This is a genomic window from Enterococcus devriesei (assembly GCF_001885905.1).
GTDB classification, from domain to species: Bacteria; Bacillota; Bacilli; order Lactobacillales; family Enterococcaceae; genus Enterococcus_A; species Enterococcus_A devriesei.
The window spans coordinates 126,456-142,691 of sequence record NZ_JXKM01000001.1; the positions used below are offsets into that span (position 1 = coordinate 126,456).

The following is a 16,236-nucleotide window of genomic DNA, read 5'->3' on the forward strand; positions in this document are numbered from 1 at the left end:
TCCCTATTTGGTTAGTCTCAGTAAATCAATGTAAAGAAATAAAATTCGCTACGGACAAGAGAACTCCAAGCACGGCGATCACTCCGCAAACAATTAAATGAACCCGTTTGTTCATTAACGCCACTGCGATGAATTCCCGTAAAAACGCATTGGGCCAATAATAGCGGGCAGTTTTTGAACCGATTCCGTCAATTTTTAACCCCGCTTGGGAGGCATACATCCCAGCTCGAAAAATATGATAATTATTTGATGCAAAAATTGCGTGGTAGCCAGAAGGATTTTCCCGGTCCATGATTTCTTTGCTGAATTTCATATTTTCTAAAGTATTTGTAGATTGAGCTTCTAACAAGATATCTTCGGTGGGAATCCCTTGTTCGATAGCGTATTCTTGCATTGCAACGGCTTCGGGAACTTTTTCATCAGGACCTTGTCCACCAGACATCAATAGTTTAGGAGCCGACAAAGTTTCTTCTAGCTGTTGGTGATAAAATTGAATTCCACGATCGATCCGCTGCGCTAAAAGCGGTGTTACTTTGCGGCCATCAATCAAACCGGCACCAAGAATAATAATAAAGTCTTGATCTTCTTTCGGTTGATTAAATTGATAGATCATTGAGATGGATAGAAAATTCCAAAAAATGACGAAAAAATAAAAAGCAATCAAGGTTGGAATAGACAAGAGTGGGACAGTCCACTCAGGCAGTAGTTGAGTGCCATAAGATTGGACAATGATCAACGCGATAATCGCCAAAGCCAAAATCAGCGTTAATAAATTTGGCAGTCGGCGCGATTCATGACGCAAAACGATAAAGCTGTTTCCGATTAAAAAAATGATCGCGGCATAAATACCAAAAAATAAACTGAATAAGAACAACAGTCCTAAAATACCTAAGATCCCCGCCGAGATCAAGGAGCCTGCTGAAAGTGTCACGATAACTAAATAGCTCATAAAGCTAACTATAAAAAGATTGAATAGCCAGCCATTTCTCAAGCGACACTTGTCCTTGAAATAAAAATAATAAAATAAGAAAAAGAAAAATAGCGGAATTAAAATAAAAAACGTTTTCTCGCGTATTTCGATAAAGCAAAAATATAAGATTAGAAAAATGCCCGTCCAAATCAACACACGTCTGAATTTTTTTTGCTTAAATCGAACGAGTAAAAAAATAAATCCAATCAAATAGATTGCCAACGAAAATAAATCTCGTTGTAGTTGCATTTCACCACACCTTTCTAGCATAGTATAGCAAAAAAATAGAACAATGCGCACTCAAGAAGGAATAGTTGGTTTTCTTTCGGAAGATTAGTAAAATGAATAAAAGAATGACATGAAGTAAATAGGAGCAACAGTAGTTTTGGCTGAAAATAAGTTTACATTAGGAGGACAGAAATGGAAATTAAGGGAGTAGACCGAGTTGATTTGCCGCCATTAGTTGTAATTGGTAAAGAAGGCCGCGGCTTAGCTGAAGAAGGGTCATCATGGGTGCCATTATTATGGGATCAAATGAATACTCATTTTGAAGAAATTGTCGGACTTTTAGCTGGACAAGAAATGGAGGACTTACACCTGTGGGGCTTAATGAGTGATGGTGCCCATTGGTTAGAGCCATGGCAGGAGGAAGGCCGTTATCTTGCCGGTGTACAAGTGCCGAAGGATGCGGAAACACCCGCAGGTTGGTCGCGCTGGGAATTGCCGGCGATGAGCTATTTGACCCTCAAGGCTAGTGCTGAAAAAATCGAAGATGCCACGAATTTGATGCTGGGAGAAATATTTCCGTTAGAAAAGCTTGAGCTTGCCGGCGCGATTCAAGAGCATTATTTGCCGCATTTTGCTGAAGGCGAAGTTGAATTATATTTTCCCTTTAAAACGCAATAAAAAACTTTCGACCTATGAATTTGATTAGGTCGAAAGTTTTTTGTTTTAAGCAAATAGATTCGTGATTCTTTTCCAGATAAGTTCAAAGACGTTGGATTTTTCTACCGCTGTTTTTGTTAGCAGATCGGTCGTCGCACCTTCATCTTTTTGCAGATAGCCTAAGTTGTCTTGCGCTAGCTGGACACTGACGGTTCCGATTTTTTCGTTTTTATGAACCGGTGCGATAATGGCGCTATCGTCTAAAAGAGAATGATCTAAGTTCGTTTTGATTGTCAGATTTTTGATATCCATATCGTTACGGACCCATAATTTTACCGGAGCACCTAAGACTAAAGGCACATTCTCTTCTCTGCCATCGGTAACTTTCAATGTTTTTTGTCCGCTAGGTGGTTCTTGACCAGCAGCAGTAACCTCTTGCTGACTCCAATTCGTCAAGCAGTAGTCCATTAATTTGTTGGTCTCAACAAATCTAGCTGAGCTGTTATTTGGTTCATCCAAGGCGTTCAAAATGACCGTAATCACTCGGCGTCCATCTTTTTGAATCGTTCCCACAAAACAAGCACCGGCTAAATCGGTTGTCCCTGTCTTTAATCCGTCTACGCCGTCTTTGTGATCACTGCCGTCAAGCACCATCAAATTCCAGCTTTCCATCTCTTCTGGATGGGTCGTGTTTGGAGCGAAAACTTTTTTCGCAATTTTTGATGTTTCTAAAACCTCGGGAAAATCTTTAATCAGATGCTGAGCGACAATCGCCACATCTCTGGCAGACATTAGGTTCTCATCGTTTTCTTGTGTGTCAGGATAACGATGTGCGCCAAGGTAAACATTGCTTAAACCAGAGGCATTAATGATAGTAGCATCAGTGATGCCCCATTGTTTGACTTGTTCCCGCATTTGATCGACGAAGGTATGTTCATTGCCAGCGACTAATTCAGCTAGAGCAACGGCCGCCGCGTTGGCAGATTGAATGATCATGGCTTCAAAAAGGTCTTTAACTGTATATTTTTGATCCCGAACTAAAGTAACGTTTGATAATTCGGGGGTGGTGCTGAGCTGTTCCGCATATTCGGATATCGGCACTTCTTGATCCCACGAAATTTTTTGCTGTTTGATCGCGTCTAAAACAAGATATGCCGTAATTGTTTTAGTAATTGAAGCGATCCCTTTTGGTGTGTCACCATCTTGATTGAAAAAAACTTTTCCTGAGTCTGCGTCGATTGCAAAACCGGCATTAGCGTTGACGGAAAAATCGTCTGCTGCTCGAGCGGTGATCCCTACAAGCGATTGGCAGAAAAGAATTAAGACAACCAAAATGAGGGGGAATTTTTTCTTTTTATGCATTGATAATCTCCTTTATTTCTCTTAACCCTAAAAGTTTAGCAAAATCATTAGGTGAATACAAGAAAATACGCGAAAACACCGAAGATTCCATTAATTTTGGCTGTCCTCGGTGTTCCTTATTAGCATGTATTCTTTTTGTTGGTTAAAAACTTCTTCCTCCACCGCCGAAAGTTCCACCACCACTGGAGTGAGTTGAGCTTCCGCCGCCTCCGCCACCATTGTTATTGGAGGCTTTTGGAATGCGCCGCGTGGTGACAAACGAATTCACTAATTGATCTTGTCGTTCAGTTAAATCCAATTGCGCATTTTGGCGATAGGGATATTTGTAGGTCCCTATTTTTAATTGATAGCGCAGGCGTACTGAAACAAAAAAGCCAATTGCCGCTATCGCTGCAACGAGTACCCCAATCGCAAGTTCAAGCGGTGTGATGGATTTATAGTAGGTGACTTTGCCGGTGTTTTCATCAATGCGATAAGAACCGCCGGGCACTCCGTTATCGACGAAACTTTTGATATTGGTCAGATAGGCCGTGCTAGCTTGATAATAATCGCTGTTTTTCATGGCCTCCGTGACATCATCCAGTAGCTGATCACGGCGTTTGTCGGTCACAAAATCGATCATATTGCCGGAGGTCGATAAATAAATTTCACGTTGATTCATATCCAACAGTAACAAAGCCCCGTTATGATCGTTGCCAATCCGATCCCTCAGTTGATCGTCGGCAAATTTTCGTGGTTCTTCAGTGTTGCTATTGGTTGTTAGAATGAATACTTCACCTTTGATCTTTTCATTGATCGCGTCAGCGCGCTCAGCTAATTCGGTTCGTTCTTCCGGTGAAAGTAGGTTGGCCTGGTCATCGATAGTATTTGCTGCCGCTAAGACTTTCAAGGGACTAAGCAATACGAAGAAACCAAGTAAGAACAGTATTTTTTTCATAGAAAATACCCCACAATCATCGCAAGCGCCATAACGGCCGCAAAAATTCCGCCGGAGAAGAGTCCTAAGCGTTTATAACTAATCGGCAACACTCCGCTGACTTTTCCTGATTGGCCGTTCATCGCGTAATAGTATGTTTTGTCCGAATTGTCTTGATAAGTTACCAACCAAACAGGTAAGAGCATATAATGATTGTCCTGTTTTTGCACCTGAGTCGATTGATTGCCCGGCGTGAAGGTTGTGTAACCGGAAATCGTGTCTTGCAATAAGTCTTTCGTGTATTCATCTAATTCGTGGTCGATCTGCTGCGCTAAATCTTTGATTTCGATATCGCGCTTCTCTGCTTGGAAACCAGCTAAATATTCCGTATGAAAATCCACCGCTTGATCAATGGAAAAAGGTTGGACACCTTCCACCATTTTTTGTTGGATATTTTTCGTCAGGGCATTTTTGGTCAAGTGTTTGATAGAAGCTTTTCCTTTACGAAAAATTTGATAGACTTTAGTTTCCGTATATTCCAATTCGCCAACGACCCAGACTCTTAATGCCGTTCCTTTACCGGCTAAGCTGCCGACTGTTTCAGCGTCCACTACCCAATAAGGAAAATAGACACCAGTCATTTTTTCAATCTGAGCTTCATTGAAAAAATCTTTTGGAACAAAACGCTTTTTACGTGCCCAACTCAAAAAATCAGCCACTGCTTTTTCGCGATCAATGGTAAAAGGCAAGACCTTGTTAGGTAAAAATTCGCCGGTCAGCCGTCCAGATAACACGACGGGGTTGTGGCAAAAATAACAATAGGTTGCGGCAGTCGTATGATCCGTGACGATTTGAGCGCCGCAACTGGGGCAGAGAAACAAATCCATCTCGCCGGAAGCCGTGTCTGTTGGGCTCGCAGTAGCCGTCGCATCATCTTTAGTCACCGCTTGTTCTGTAGCTTCAAATTTTTCGATGTCTTCCACGGTAAAAATACTTAAGCAATAATCGCAGTGGAATTTTTGATCACTTGGATTAAACGTCAAAGGTCCACCACAGTTGGGGCAATGATGAGTTACTACATCTGCCATCGCAGGTCCTCCTAATTCGTATAAATGAATTCATTTTTCAAAAAGCGAAAAATGAGTTTGGTTCTCAACACGTATATCATTCCGCTAAAGTATTTTTCAGTTTTTAGATTAAATACCAGATTTCATCTTTTTACTAATAGATACTGTGAAAAGCGGAACTGACATCCTAATTCGTATTAATGAACTCATCTTTCAAAAAGCGAAAGATGAGTTTGATTCAAGTCGTATACCATTCTACTAATCTTGCTAAAGTAAGATTAGTAGAACTGGCATACTGCATCCTAATTATTACTCTAGTGGGATTCCTTTAAAAGGTTTGCCGCAGTGAGGACAGAATTTTGGAACGCCATTACTTAAATCGACGACTTCACCACATTCGCTGCATTTCATTTGAATTTTTGCGCCTGTTGCAGGAGCGGGTTTTGGTTCGCCGCAATTACTACAGAATTTACCGGTATTTTCCGTGCCGCATTTTGGGCAAGTCCAATGGTCATCTGCTGATTTTTGCTGTGCTTGTTGATTTTGCTGAATCTGTTGGTTATTACTTTGCGAAGCTTGGTTCAAAAAGTCTCCGCCAGCATTCATGCCCATTCCCATACCGAAGAAACCAGTCGTTGCTCCTGCGTCGTTTTTACCAGCCGCTTCCATGCCGCGAGCGACAGAGCCTTGTACATAGCCTTCTCGAACGCTTGGATCACCTAGCATTGCGCCTTCGTTGCGCATATTGATTAACTTGGTTGAGTCGTCCGTGTAAGAGATGCTGGCAACGGCTACTGAAACAATTTCCATCCCACGTAGTTCTCTCCAGCTATCATCCAACGCATCCGCCAAGTATTTACTTAGCTCTAAGCTTTTTGATGGTACGTAAGAAATCCGTTGGCCATCGGCTGACATTTGATTGATAGAAGCTTGTAAGCCAGTCAAAAATTCTTGCAAGTATTGTTCATTGATGTCGTTGATATCTACTTGATCCATATTCCGAGGAATCGCGTTGGCGAAAAATAGAATCGGATCGGTAATTTTAATTGAATACGTTCCATGTGCCCGCAAGAATAACTCCGCGTTATAAAAGTTATCGAAATAATTCAACGGAGTGCTGGTGCCAAATTTGATCCCTTTGATCTCTTGTAAATTAATATAGAAGACTTGTTGTTTTTGCGGAGTGACACCGCCAAATTTGAAACGGCTGAAGGTTTCGGCCACGGCATCTTTTAATGAGCCGTTGAACATTGAAGGCGCAGAATTATTTTCTACGGTGTAATAGCCTTCTTCAGCGGTGTAGTCAATAATTTTTCCGCCGTCTACTAGGAGCATCATCATATTTGGATAGACATGGATCACAGAGCCGTCAGTGATGACATCCTGAGTCCCTTTTTTATTGCTGCCACGTTTATCATCTTTACGTACGGCAACACCTTTTGACATGACAGTTGTCTGTCCCATGTCGGCAGGTTCAATGACCTCTAGCCATTGATCTGCCATTCCGCCGCCGATACTGCTAGTCGCTGCTTTAAATAGTCCCATCAAAATCCCTCCATAAAACGTTTTTTCTATTATACCATAGGCTTTTTTTGAAATAGAAAGGAAGTCCTCCGACAAATTAAAAGACCCTAAACAATTGCTGGATAAAATTGGTTTTTATAGTTTTTTTGTCTAAAATCACGTATAATAAAAAGCAGTGATTTTGTAAGAAAAGAGGAAAATTATGGCGTATCAAGCACTTTACCGCGTTTGGCGTTCTCAACGTTTCGATGACTTAGTTGGTCAAGAAGCGATTACTAAAACGTTAAAAAATGCGATCCAACAACAGAAAACTTCTCACGCCTATTTATTTACCGGCCCCCGTGGTACAGGGAAGACGAGTGCGGCGAAAATTTTTGCCAAAGCCATCAATTGTCCTAATAGTGTCGATGGGGAACCTTGCAACGAGTGTGAAATGTGCCGCTCGATTACTGAAGGACGGCAGGAAGACGTAATTGAAATCGATGCCGCCAGCAACAATGGTGTGGAAGAGATTCGTTTTATTCGTGATCGAGCTAACTATGCACCGACAGCGGCAAAATATAAAGTTTATATTATCGATGAAGTGCATATGCTTTCGACGGGTGCTTTCAATGCCTTGCTAAAAACGTTGGAAGAACCTAAGGAACATGTGATTTTCGTCTTAGCAACAACGGAGCCTCATAAGATACCAGCGACAATCATTTCGCGGACCCAACGTTTTGACTTCAAACGAATCGGTGTCTCAGCGATCATTGGTCGGATGGCTTACATTTTAAAAGAAAGCAATCAGCCTTATGAAGAACAGGCATTGTCGGTCATTGCGCGAGCGGCGGAAGGTGGGATGCGGGATGCGTTGAGTATTTTGGATCAGGCCATTTCCTTTAGTAATGAGACGATTACGTTAGCCGATGCCTTAGCCGTGACTGGCAGCTTAACGACTGAAATGATGGATAGCTTTATCGGTGCTTGCTTACAACAAGATGTCAGCAGTGCGTTAGAGGTTTTGGAAAATATTCTGGCAGAAGGGAAAGAAGCGCGCCGTCTAACAGAAGATTTATTATTGTACTGCCGTGATTTATTGATTTATCAGCAAGCCCCCAAGCTTTTGGAAGGTCGCGCGGCCTATTTGACCGATCCTTTCAAACAATTAGCTGAAACAACGGCTTCGGAGCGTTTGTATTCAATGATCAAGATTTTAAGTGATACACAAAATGAGATTCGCTTTACCAACCATGCGAACGTTTATTTAGAAGTTGCGACAGTAAAATTGGCAACACCGCAAACCGCGGCAGCAAATGGGGCGAATGTTCAAGTAAGTACGGCAACCAATCCAGTGGATCAAGCGGAGCTGACGGCTTTAAAAATGCAACTGCAGCAACTGCAGAAAGAATTGCAGCAATTAAAAGCTAATCCAGCTGTTGAAAAGGAAGAGCGTAAAGCGGCCGCACCGAAGAAAAGCGCTAATAGTTATCGTGTGCCGACTGAACGGGTCTATCAAGTATTGAGTGAAGCGACCAAGGATCATCTACTTGATGTCAAAAGCGTATGGGAAGATTTGTTGATGGCTTTGCCGGTAACTCAGCGGGCGATGCTAAAAGCCAGTGAACCAATGGCGGCCGGACCTGCATTATTGTTGGTCGCCTTTGACTATGAGATTGTTTGTCAGCGAGCAGACAGCAATGAAGAGCTGCGCTTGAATTTGCAAAACAGTTTAAGTATGATGATCAAAAATTATACCCCCGAGTTTGTTTTTATCACGCGGGAAAGCTGGCCTCGTTTACGACAAGCCTTTCTCAGTCAACATCACGACCGTCCAATCGAGATGGAAGCGAGTGATTCAGAGGAAGAAATCAGTTTACTACCAGAAGAAACCAATGAAGTCGTTGAACAAGCGAAAAGTTTGTTTGGTGATCTTGTTACAATTAAAGAAGATTAAAAGTAGAAGATAGAATCTTAAAGGAGCGAACAATCGAATGATGCGCGGAATGGGAAATATGCAAGGCATGATGAAACAAATGCAGAAGATGCAAAAAGAAATGGTGAAGGCTCAAGACGAATTAAATGCCAAAGAATTCACTGGTAGCTCGACAAATGATCTAGTTACAGTGACTTTCACTGGAGATAAAACCATGAAAACAATGGCCATCAACCCTGAACTGATTGATCCAGAAGATCCAGAAATGCTACAAGACATGATCGTGTTAGCTGTCAATGATGCGATTAAAAAAATTACTACCGAGACCGATCAAACGATGGGTAAATATACAAAGGGACTTCCTGGAATGTAAGCGACTTTGATCAGAAAGGAAGAACACAATGCAATATCCAGAACCAATTGCGAAACTGATCGAAAGCTATATGAAGCTTCCTGGGATCGGACAAAAAACCGCGACTCGTTTGGCTTTTTTCACAATTGATATGAAGGACGAGTCCGTTAATGAGTTCGCTCGTTCATTGATCAGTGTCAAGCGCGACCTGCGTTTTTGCAGTATCTGTGGTAATATCACGGAAGAAGATCCTTGCGAGATTTGTTCAGATACGACTCGCGATCGTAGTACGATCCTAGTGGTTGAGGAACCCAAAGATGTCATGTCGATGGAAAAGGTTCGTGAATATCACGGACTCTATCACGTTCTCCACGGAGTGTTGTCACCCATGGAAGGAACTGGACCGGAAGATATTAATATTGCACCGTTAATCAAACGGCTGCATGATGATGAGGTTAAAGAAGTTATTATCGCTACCAATGCGACGACTGAGGGAGAAGCTACGGCGATGTATTTGTCGCGCTTGATCAAACCAGCTGGCATTAAAGTGACTCGCTTAGCCCATGGCTTGTCGGTTGGCAGTGACATTGAATATGCTGATGAGATCACTTTGCTGAAAGCAGTAGAAGGACGTCGTGAACTTTAATTTTTTCACGGCGTTTTTTTGAAAATAGAAGATAATTATTTTGGGGGACAAGGAACGTGAAGGGACTATTTATTACGATTGAAGGACCAGACGGAGCTGGCAAAACTAGTGTAATCGAAGAGCTGTATCCGAGATTACAAGCAACAGCGGCAAAACAAATTGTTAAAACAAGAGAGCCAGGCGGTATTCCAATCGCAGAGAAAATTCGCCACGTGATCCTTGATCCAATCAACGACCAGATGGATGATCGGACTGAGGCGTTGCTTTATGCGGCGGCTCGGCGCCAACATTTGGTTGAAAAAATCTGGCCAGCTTTAGACGCTGGAAAAATTGTTTTGTGTGACCGTTTTGTTGACAGCTCTTTAGCTTATCAAGGAGCGGGCAGAGGCATCGGCATGGATGAAGTTTTAAAAATCAATGAGTTTGCTATTGAAGGAACTATTCCAGATATTACTTTGTATTTAGATGTCGATTCAGATACAGGTTTGCAACGAATTATGAAGAACCGAACCAATCAAATTGACCGTTTGGACTCCGAAGGGTTACAATTTCATCAAAGGGTTCGACATGCTTACCTAAAACTTGCGGAAGCAAATGCTGATCGAATCGTAAAAATTGATGCTAGAAAGCGTCTTGATGAAGTTGTAGAAGATTGTTTCTACGAATTGTTGACCTGTTTTCCAGAGTATTTTCAATCACGAGAGGTGTAAAAGAGATGAAACTTATTTTAGCGATTGTCCAAGACAAAGATTCTAACCGTTTAGCCAATGAATTTATTGATGCCAATATTCGAGCAACCAAGCTTTCTTCTACCGGTGGCTTTTTGAAGGCTGGCAACAGCACCTTCATTATTGGGATCGAAGATGAACGGGTAGAAGATACATTAGCGTTGATCAAAGAAACGTGTCAAGCACGGACACAATACGTGACCACGCCTGTGACCCTTGATATTTCTTTAGACGGGCAAGTTCCTTATCCAGTTGAAGTCGAAGTCGGTGGGGCGACAGTCTTTGTCTTACCAGTTGAAGGCTTCCAACAGTATTAATGATGGAAGAAGCGAAAAGACTCGAAACCATTCAACCGATCGTTTTTCGCCAATTACAAAACAGTTTTGAGCATGGGCGTATGGCTCATGCTTATCTTTTTGAAGGCGATCAGGGGACAGGTAAAGCTGAATTGGCACTGTGGTTTGTGAAACATCTTTTTTGTTTGGACCTGCAAGCCGGGATGCCCTGTGAAAAATGCAATAATTGTCTACGAATAAATAGTAAGGATCATCCCGATGTCGTTGAGATCGAACCGGATGGACAGTCAATCAAGGTGGACCAAATTCGCGCGCTGCAAAGCGAATTAGCAAAGAGCGGCTTTGAGTCTGCGAAAAAGGTCGTAATTATCCATCAAGCAGAAAAAATGAATCTTAATTCAGCAAATAGTTTGCTGAAATTTCTTGAAGAACCACCAGCGAATTTTATGATTATTTTAGAAACGCAATCGTTAGGGAAAATATTGCCCACGATTCGCTCCCGGTGTCAGATCATCCATTTTCAAGCATTGTCAAAGGAACGTCTCCAAGCACGCTTGGAAGCCGATCAACTCCCAACCAAAACCGCACAACTATTAGCAAATTTAACAAATAGTTATGGAAAAGCTGTTGAAATCTCAAAAGATGAATGGTTTAATGAAGCTAGAGATAGCGTTATTCAATGGTTTAATTATCTCGAAAAAAATGACCCGCAAGCTTTTATTTATGTGCAGAAGAAGCTCGTGAAGACCTTTAAAGATAAAACGCAGCAGCAATTTTGTTTTGAGCTGCTAGCTTATTTTGTCAAGGAAAAACGTGATCAAGACTTGAAAAACCAGCAAACAAGCTTAGTGAAGGCTAATAACTTGTTAGCGGAAGTTTTAGCTGCCAGTCAAAAATTAGAAGCGAACGTCTCATTTCAAAATATCGCAGAACAAATAACGTTGCATACTGTTTTTGCATAACGTTATTTAACAGAGAGTAGGGAAAACCATGGTTGAAGTTGTGGGTGTTCGGTTCCGTGACGCAGGACATATTTATTATTATGCGCCTGGAAACAAAGAATACTACTATAATGATAAAGTCTTGGTTGAGTCACAACAGGCGCACCAGATTGCGACAGTGGCGATTCCAAAAATCGAGATTGCTAAAAATGATTTATCAGATGATTTAAAAACAATTTTGCATAAAGCCTCTGAAAAAGAATTAAGAAAAGTGGCTCAAAACGAAGCAGATGCAGCCGCAGCCTTTAAAACGGCTAAAGAAAAGATTCGTGAACATGAGCTGGAGATGAAGCTAATTCAAGTTGAATATACGTTTGATCGCAGCAAAATGGTTTTCTATTTTACGGCAGACGGTCGGATTGATTTTCGTGAATTAGTGAAAGATTTAGCCAGTGTTTTTCGGACACGGATCGAATTGCGTCAGATTGGCGTGCGAGATGAGGCAAAAATCTTAGGCGGAATCGGCCCTTGTGGCAGACCACTGTGTTGTTCGACCTTTTTAGGCGATTTTATCCCGGTCTCTATCAAGATGGCAAAAGATCAAGGCCTATCCTTAAACCCAACGAAAATTTCGGGTCTGTGTGGTCGTTTGATGTGCTGCTTGAAATATGAGAATGGCGAGTATGAAGCAGCTAAAAAAGCCATGCCTGATTATGGCAAAGAAATCAATACACCCGAAGGCCGCGGAAAAGTGATCGGTTTGAATTTGTTAAGCAAAGTGGTGAAAGTGCGCCTATTCGGCCGCGATGCCACTGTGGATTTTGATTATCAAGAGTTAGTTGAAGCAGGTGAACAAGCATGATGGATCGACGCTCGTTATATGATGGCTTAAACCAATTAGAACATGAGATGCAAAAAAATCTGACTGATCTTGTTTCAATGAAAGAAACATTGTTAGAACTAGTAGAAAAGAATACGACATTAGAGATGGAAAACGAACGATTGCGGGAACGTATTCGACAAATCGATGAAAAGAAATCCCCTGTCTTTGATGAACGTCAGGAGTTATCTGAATCTCGGTTGAATCTTGAAAAAATATACGAAGACGGTTTTCACGTCTGCAATTTGCTTTATGGATCAAGACGAGAACAAGATGAACCCTGTGCCTTTTGTTTGGATGTTATCTATCGCGAAAGTAAACAAAAATAAGCGAACCGGGACGAACTGTTCCGGTTTTTTAGACTATAAAGAAAAGTATAAAATTTTCGCATGAATAAATTACTTTACAACAGGTATATTCATGTCTGGCTTCACGAACTAGCTTTATCGGTAATAAGCTGAGCGAGTTCGCGAAAGCCTTTCTTATAGTTTAGCGCAGCTTTCAGAAGTTTGCCTCTTGGAGAAGGACTTCAAATCGCTAATTAGAAAGAAGGAAAGTCGTGAAAAGTCAAAAGAGTTTTGCTGAAGCTGTCGGAGCGCTTTATCTAGTACCGACACCAATCGGAAATTTAGAGGATATGACCTTTCGAGCAGTAAAGACACTGCAGGAAGCAGATTTGATCGCCAGTGAAGATACACGAAATACCCAAAAATTATTGAATCACTTTGAGATAAAAGTACCGCAAAAAAGTCTTCACGAACATAATTATAATGAACGTATCCCAGAATTGATCCGCTTTTTAAAAAGTGGTCAAAGTATCGCGCAAGTCAGTGATGCCGGGATGCCCTCAATCAGCGATCCAGGTCATGAACTAGTCGTTGCTTGCATCAATGAGGATATTCCTGTGATTGCGTTACCTGGAGCGACTGCTGGGATGACCGCTTTGATCGCTTCAGGCTTATTGCCACAGCCTTTTTATTTTTACGGTTTCTTACAACGAAAGAGAAGTGCACAGAAAAAAGAGCTGGAAGAATTAAAGAAACAAACCGCAACTTTGATTTTTTATGAATCACCTCATCGAGTGAAAGAAACCTTGAAAAATATGAATGGTGTTTGGGGAAACCGTGAAGTAGTGATCTGTCGAGAGTTGACGAAGCTCTATGAAGAATATTTGCGAGGCACTACCGAAGAACTATTAACTTATTTAGAAGATCACACCTTAAAGGGTGAATGCTGTCTCTTAGTGGCTGGCGCTGACGAAGTGGAGGAAGCGGATGAAGTTTTCGAAGGAACGCTGAAGGAACAGGTAGAAGCGTTGATTGTAGCAGGTCAGCCTTCAAAGGAAGCCATTAAAACGGTTGCTAAAAGACACAATTTGAAAAAACAAGAAGTTTACAAAGAATACCACGAATTATAAGAGTATGAGAATCCTCCTACTCTTTTTATGTTAATATTTCTAACACGAAAAGTAACTAAATTAAAAAAAGATGAAAAAAATGAGTAAAAACACTTTTATTATAATGAAACGATGTTAGAATACTTAACATAAAAAGAATGGAGTGGTTTGATGGCAGCGAATATTGCATTTATTTTGATTTGTTCTGGATTGGTTTTTCTCATGACTCCGGCACTGGCCTTTTTTTATGGCGGACTAGAGCGTAGAAAAAATATTTTGAACACAATGATGATGGTCATCTGTACGATGGGATTGGCCTCGGTTCTGTGGGTGGCGATTGGCTATTCGTTATCCTTTAGCGGTCATGGCGACTTTTTTGGGAATTTTGACAAACTCTTTTTTCACGGTGTTTCTATGACGAAAGGCGATGGTATCCCTGAAGGTCTGTTTGCTTTCTTTCAGATGATGTTTGCTTTGATTACGACCGCAATTTTGACCGGATCAGTTGCTGGCCGGATGCGCTTTTCAGCGATTTTCTTATTCATCGCGATTTGGCTAGTGGTCGTGTATTTCCCAATGGCTCACATGGTTTGGGGTGGCGGCTTCCTTGATAAAATCGGTTCGATTGATTTTGCGGGTGGGAATGTTGTCCATATCAGTTCAGGCATATCTGGCTTGGTTTTAGCAATCGTACTGGGTCGCCGGCGAGAATATCATCTGGGGGATTATCGTCCTCATAACGTTCCATTTGTTGTATTAGGTACCGGCTTATTATGGTTCGGCTGGTTTGGCTTTAATGGTGGTTCTGCGTTAGCAGCAAATGGTTTAGCGATTCACGCGTCAATCACGACGAATACAGCAGCTGCTTGTGCCATGCTTTCATGGATGTTGATTGAAAAATTGTTAAATGGCAAGCCAACAGTAGTTGGAGCGTGTACCGGTGCGGTTGTAGGTCTAGTTGCCATCACTCCTGGTGCCGGTTTTGTTTCGATTGGCGCAAGCTTCTTGATTGGGGCTCTGGTTAGTCCCTTCTGCTATTTGTTTATTGCTGTAATCAAACAAAAACTAGGTTTTGATGATGCATTGGATGCCTTTGGCTGTCACGGTGTTGGTGGGATCTTTGGTGGGATTGCCACTGGGATTTTTGCTGATCCGTCAGTAGGTGGGAAAACAGGACTCATTTACGGACAGACCCATTTATTCATCGCTCAGATTGAGAGTGTTCTATTTACGTTAGTATTCGCTGGAGTGGCCAGCTATTTGATTATTTCTTTGATTAGAGTCTTTATGCCGATTCGAGTGTCGCAACAAGAAGAAGCGATGGGGCTGGATCAAATTGAACATGCTGAGAATGCCTATCCAACATTTATGGGGATGGATTCTTAATTAGAGAAATGAATCGAGAGTCTTTCTAGAAACATCATTTTGAAGGGAGTCTGCAAGGCACAATGAAAAAAGTTGAAGCAATTATCAGACAGGAAAAGTTGGAAATACTCAAGGCAGCGATTGATCATGAGGTGGAAGTAAATGGGATGACTGTTAGCCAAGTCTTAGGCTGCGGATTGCAAAAAGGACAAAAGACTCATGTCCGAGGACAAGAAGTTATTACGACCTTGCTGCCAAAAGTTTCGGTAAGTTTTATTTTAGCGGATGAAGACGTGGAGCGAGTGATTGATTTAATCTTAGATACTTGTCAATCTGAAGAATGTGGAACGGGGAAAATATTTGTTTATCCGATTGAGGAAGTGATTCGCATTCGTACGCGGGAATCTGGAAAAGCTGCACTTCAATAATAATGGAATAAATTTTAAACGAAGGGCCGTACCGATGTATTTTGGTGCGGTTCTTTTTGTTAATTCAGAATAAATGAAACATTTTTCGAAGCCCATGAAAAATGTCTTATTTTCGTACACATACGATTTTTCTAACCTGCCAAGGCAGGAAGAAAAACTCGCAGCTATTTCGTGTTAAGGAACTCATTTTTTGAAAAGCACAAAAAATGATTTCTATTTTCACTGCGCATACGATTCCACTAATCGCGCTAAAGCGCGAAGTGGAACTCGCAAAAAACCACCATAGCCGTCACTATGGTGGAAATGAAGGTTGTTATTTACTCTTGGTAGGAGTAAGTATGAAAAAACCAATTCGGGATAATTGGTATATCCATATAATAATCGACCGCTACGATGAATTCATGAATAGCCGTTTGTTAATCACTAAGAAATGTATTAGAAAAAACTTATGCAAATTTCTGTGGAATTTTTTGATATTTTTACATAATGTAAGGGTTGCATTTCGTTTTAAGGAAATTGCTGGCTATGGTACACTTGATTTGGAAGACTTAAATAGGAGGGTACA

At 41.4% G+C, this 16,236-nt stretch carries 17 protein-coding genes; 12 read left to right on the plus strand and 5 right to left on the minus strand.

What is annotated here, in order from left to right; translation table 11 throughout:
- Positions 1 to 25 precede the first annotated feature (25 nt).
- On the minus strand, positions 26 to 1,219 hold the full coding sequence (locus RV00_RS00565; RefSeq protein WP_071860663.1) for a YdcF family protein: 1,194 nt from the start codon (positions 1,217 to 1,219) through the stop codon (positions 26 to 28).
- Between the two features lie 171 nt (positions 1,220 to 1,390).
- Here RV00_RS00565 and RV00_RS00570 point away from each other — a divergent pair, with 171 nt between their 5' ends.
- Entirely contained in the window at positions 1,391 to 1,876 is a 486-nt protein-coding gene (locus RV00_RS00570; protein WP_071860664.1) for a GyrI-like domain-containing protein, read from the plus strand.
- Positions 1,877 to 1,921: 45 nt separating this feature from the next.
- Here the strand turns inward: RV00_RS00570 and RV00_RS00575 are convergent, their stop codons facing one another.
- From RV00_RS00575 to RV00_RS00590, 4 genes are all read right to left on the minus strand, one after another.
- Positions 1,922 to 3,217 (minus strand): serine hydrolase, encoded by a 1,296-nt coding sequence (locus RV00_RS00575; RefSeq protein ID WP_071860665.1) that lies wholly within the window; start codon positions 3,215 to 3,217, stop codon positions 1,922 to 1,924.
- 142 nt (positions 3,218 to 3,359) lie between these two features.
- The gene (locus tag RV00_RS00580) at positions 3,360 to 4,154 is read right to left on the minus strand and encodes a TPM domain-containing protein (RefSeq protein WP_071860666.1); all 795 of its coding nucleotides are present in this window, start codon (positions 4,152 to 4,154) and stop codon (positions 3,360 to 3,362) included.
- A complete protein-coding gene (locus RV00_RS00585; protein WP_071860667.1) occupies positions 4,151 to 5,221 on the minus strand; it encodes a TFIIB-type zinc ribbon-containing protein in 1,071 nt (356 codons plus the stop codon). Before RV00_RS00585 ends, RV00_RS00580 begins: the two co-directional genes overlap by 4 nt.
- A gap of 288 nt (positions 5,222 to 5,509) precedes the next feature.
- A complete protein-coding gene (locus RV00_RS00590) occupies positions 5,510 to 6,745 on the minus strand; it encodes an SPFH domain-containing protein (protein WP_071860668.1) in 1,236 nt (411 codons plus the stop codon).
- A gap of 181 nt (positions 6,746 to 6,926) precedes the next feature.
- Between RV00_RS00590 and dnaX the strand changes: the two genes are divergently transcribed.
- From dnaX to RV00_RS00645, 11 genes are all read left to right on the plus strand, one after another.
- Positions 6,927 to 8,660 (plus strand): DNA polymerase III subunit gamma/tau, encoded by a 1,734-nt coding sequence (dnaX, locus tag RV00_RS00595; protein ID WP_071860669.1) that lies wholly within the window; start codon positions 6,927 to 6,929, stop codon positions 8,658 to 8,660.
- Between the two features lie 37 nt (positions 8,661 to 8,697).
- Complete coding sequence (locus RV00_RS00600) at positions 8,698 to 9,012, plus strand: YbaB/EbfC family nucleoid-associated protein (RefSeq protein ID WP_071860670.1); 315 nt, start codon at positions 8,698 to 8,700, stop codon at positions 9,010 to 9,012.
- Positions 9,013 to 9,040: 28 nt separating this feature from the next.
- Positions 9,041 to 9,637 (plus strand): recombination mediator RecR, encoded by a 597-nt coding sequence (gene recR, locus RV00_RS00605; protein ID WP_010745627.1) that lies wholly within the window; start codon positions 9,041 to 9,043, stop codon positions 9,635 to 9,637.
- A 56-nt stretch (positions 9,638 to 9,693) separates the two neighbouring features.
- A complete protein-coding gene (tmk, locus tag RV00_RS00610) occupies positions 9,694 to 10,347 on the plus strand; it encodes a dTMP kinase (protein ID WP_071860671.1) in 654 nt (217 codons plus the stop codon).
- A 5-nt stretch (positions 10,348 to 10,352) separates the two neighbouring features.
- Positions 10,353 to 10,682 (plus strand): cyclic-di-AMP receptor, encoded by a 330-nt coding sequence (locus RV00_RS00615; protein ID WP_071860672.1) that lies wholly within the window; start codon positions 10,353 to 10,355, stop codon positions 10,680 to 10,682.
- Positions 10,683 to 10,684: 2 nt separating this feature from the next.
- On the plus strand, positions 10,685 to 11,623 hold the full coding sequence (gene holB, locus RV00_RS00620; protein ID WP_071861031.1) for a DNA polymerase III subunit delta': 939 nt from the start codon (positions 10,685 to 10,687) through the stop codon (positions 11,621 to 11,623).
- A gap of 28 nt (positions 11,624 to 11,651) precedes the next feature.
- The gene (locus tag RV00_RS00625; RefSeq protein ID WP_071860673.1) at positions 11,652 to 12,464 is read left to right on the plus strand and encodes a PSP1 domain-containing protein; all 813 of its coding nucleotides are present in this window, start codon (positions 11,652 to 11,654) and stop codon (positions 12,462 to 12,464) included.
- The gene (locus tag RV00_RS00630) at positions 12,464 to 12,811 is read left to right on the plus strand and encodes a DNA replication initiation control protein YabA (RefSeq protein WP_071861032.1); all 348 of its coding nucleotides are present in this window, start codon (positions 12,464 to 12,466) and stop codon (positions 12,809 to 12,811) included. Before RV00_RS00625 ends, RV00_RS00630 begins: the two co-directional genes overlap by 1 nt.
- A 230-nt stretch (positions 12,812 to 13,041) precedes the next feature.
- Entirely contained in the window at positions 13,042 to 13,899 is an 858-nt protein-coding gene (gene rsmI, locus RV00_RS00635; protein ID WP_071860674.1) for a 16S rRNA (cytidine(1402)-2'-O)-methyltransferase, read from the plus strand.
- Positions 13,900 to 14,049: 150 nt separating this feature from the next.
- On the plus strand, positions 14,050 to 15,264 hold the full coding sequence (locus RV00_RS00640; RefSeq protein WP_071860675.1) for an ammonium transporter: 1,215 nt from the start codon (positions 14,050 to 14,052) through the stop codon (positions 15,262 to 15,264).
- A gap of 62 nt (positions 15,265 to 15,326) precedes the next feature.
- Complete coding sequence (locus tag RV00_RS00645) at positions 15,327 to 15,671, plus strand: P-II family nitrogen regulator (protein WP_071860676.1); 345 nt, start codon at positions 15,327 to 15,329, stop codon at positions 15,669 to 15,671.
- Positions 15,672 to 16,236: the final 565 nt, after the last annotated feature.

Coding starts and splice junctions, on each gene's coding strand:
- RV00_RS00580 (WP_071860666.1), bottom strand. CDS start 4,154: ATGAAAAAAATACTGTTCTTACTTGGTTTCTTCGTATTGCTTAGTCCC.
- RV00_RS00615 (WP_071860672.1), top strand. CDS start 10,353: ATGAAACTTATTTTAGCGATTGTCCAAGACAAAGATTCTAACCGTTTA.
- RV00_RS00640 (WP_071860675.1), top strand. CDS start 14,050: ATGGCAGCGAATATTGCATTTATTTTGATTTGTTCTGGATTGGTTTTT.
- RV00_RS00570 (WP_071860664.1), top strand. CDS start 1,391: ATGGAAATTAAGGGAGTAGACCGAGTTGATTTGCCGCCATTAGTTGTA.
- recR (WP_010745627.1), top strand. CDS start 9,041: ATGCAATATCCAGAACCAATTGCGAAACTGATCGAAAGCTATATGAAG.
- RV00_RS00575 (WP_071860665.1), bottom strand. CDS start 3,217: ATGCATAAAAAGAAAAAATTCCCCCTCATTTTGGTTGTCTTAATTCTT.
- RV00_RS00600 (WP_071860670.1), top strand. CDS start 8,698: ATGATGCGCGGAATGGGAAATATGCAAGGCATGATGAAACAAATGCAG.
- RV00_RS00585 (WP_071860667.1), bottom strand. CDS start 5,221: ATGGCAGATGTAGTAACTCATCATTGCCCCAACTGTGGTGGACCTTTG.
- holB (WP_071861031.1), top strand. CDS start 10,685: ATGGAAGAAGCGAAAAGACTCGAAACCATTCAACCGATCGTTTTTCGC.
- RV00_RS00565 (WP_071860663.1), bottom strand. CDS start 1,219: ATGCAACTACAACGAGATTTATTTTCGTTGGCAATCTATTTGATTGGA.
- dnaX (WP_071860669.1), top strand. CDS start 6,927: ATGGCGTATCAAGCACTTTACCGCGTTTGGCGTTCTCAACGTTTCGAT.
- RV00_RS00625 (WP_071860673.1), top strand. CDS start 11,652: ATGGTTGAAGTTGTGGGTGTTCGGTTCCGTGACGCAGGACATATTTAT.
- RV00_RS00590 (WP_071860668.1), bottom strand. CDS start 6,745: ATGGGACTATTTAAAGCAGCGACTAGCAGTATCGGCGGCGGAATGGCA.
- RV00_RS00630 (WP_071861032.1), top strand. CDS start 12,464: ATGGATCGACGCTCGTTATATGATGGCTTAAACCAATTAGAACATGAG.
- RV00_RS00645 (WP_071860676.1), top strand. CDS start 15,327: ATGAAAAAAGTTGAAGCAATTATCAGACAGGAAAAGTTGGAAATACTC.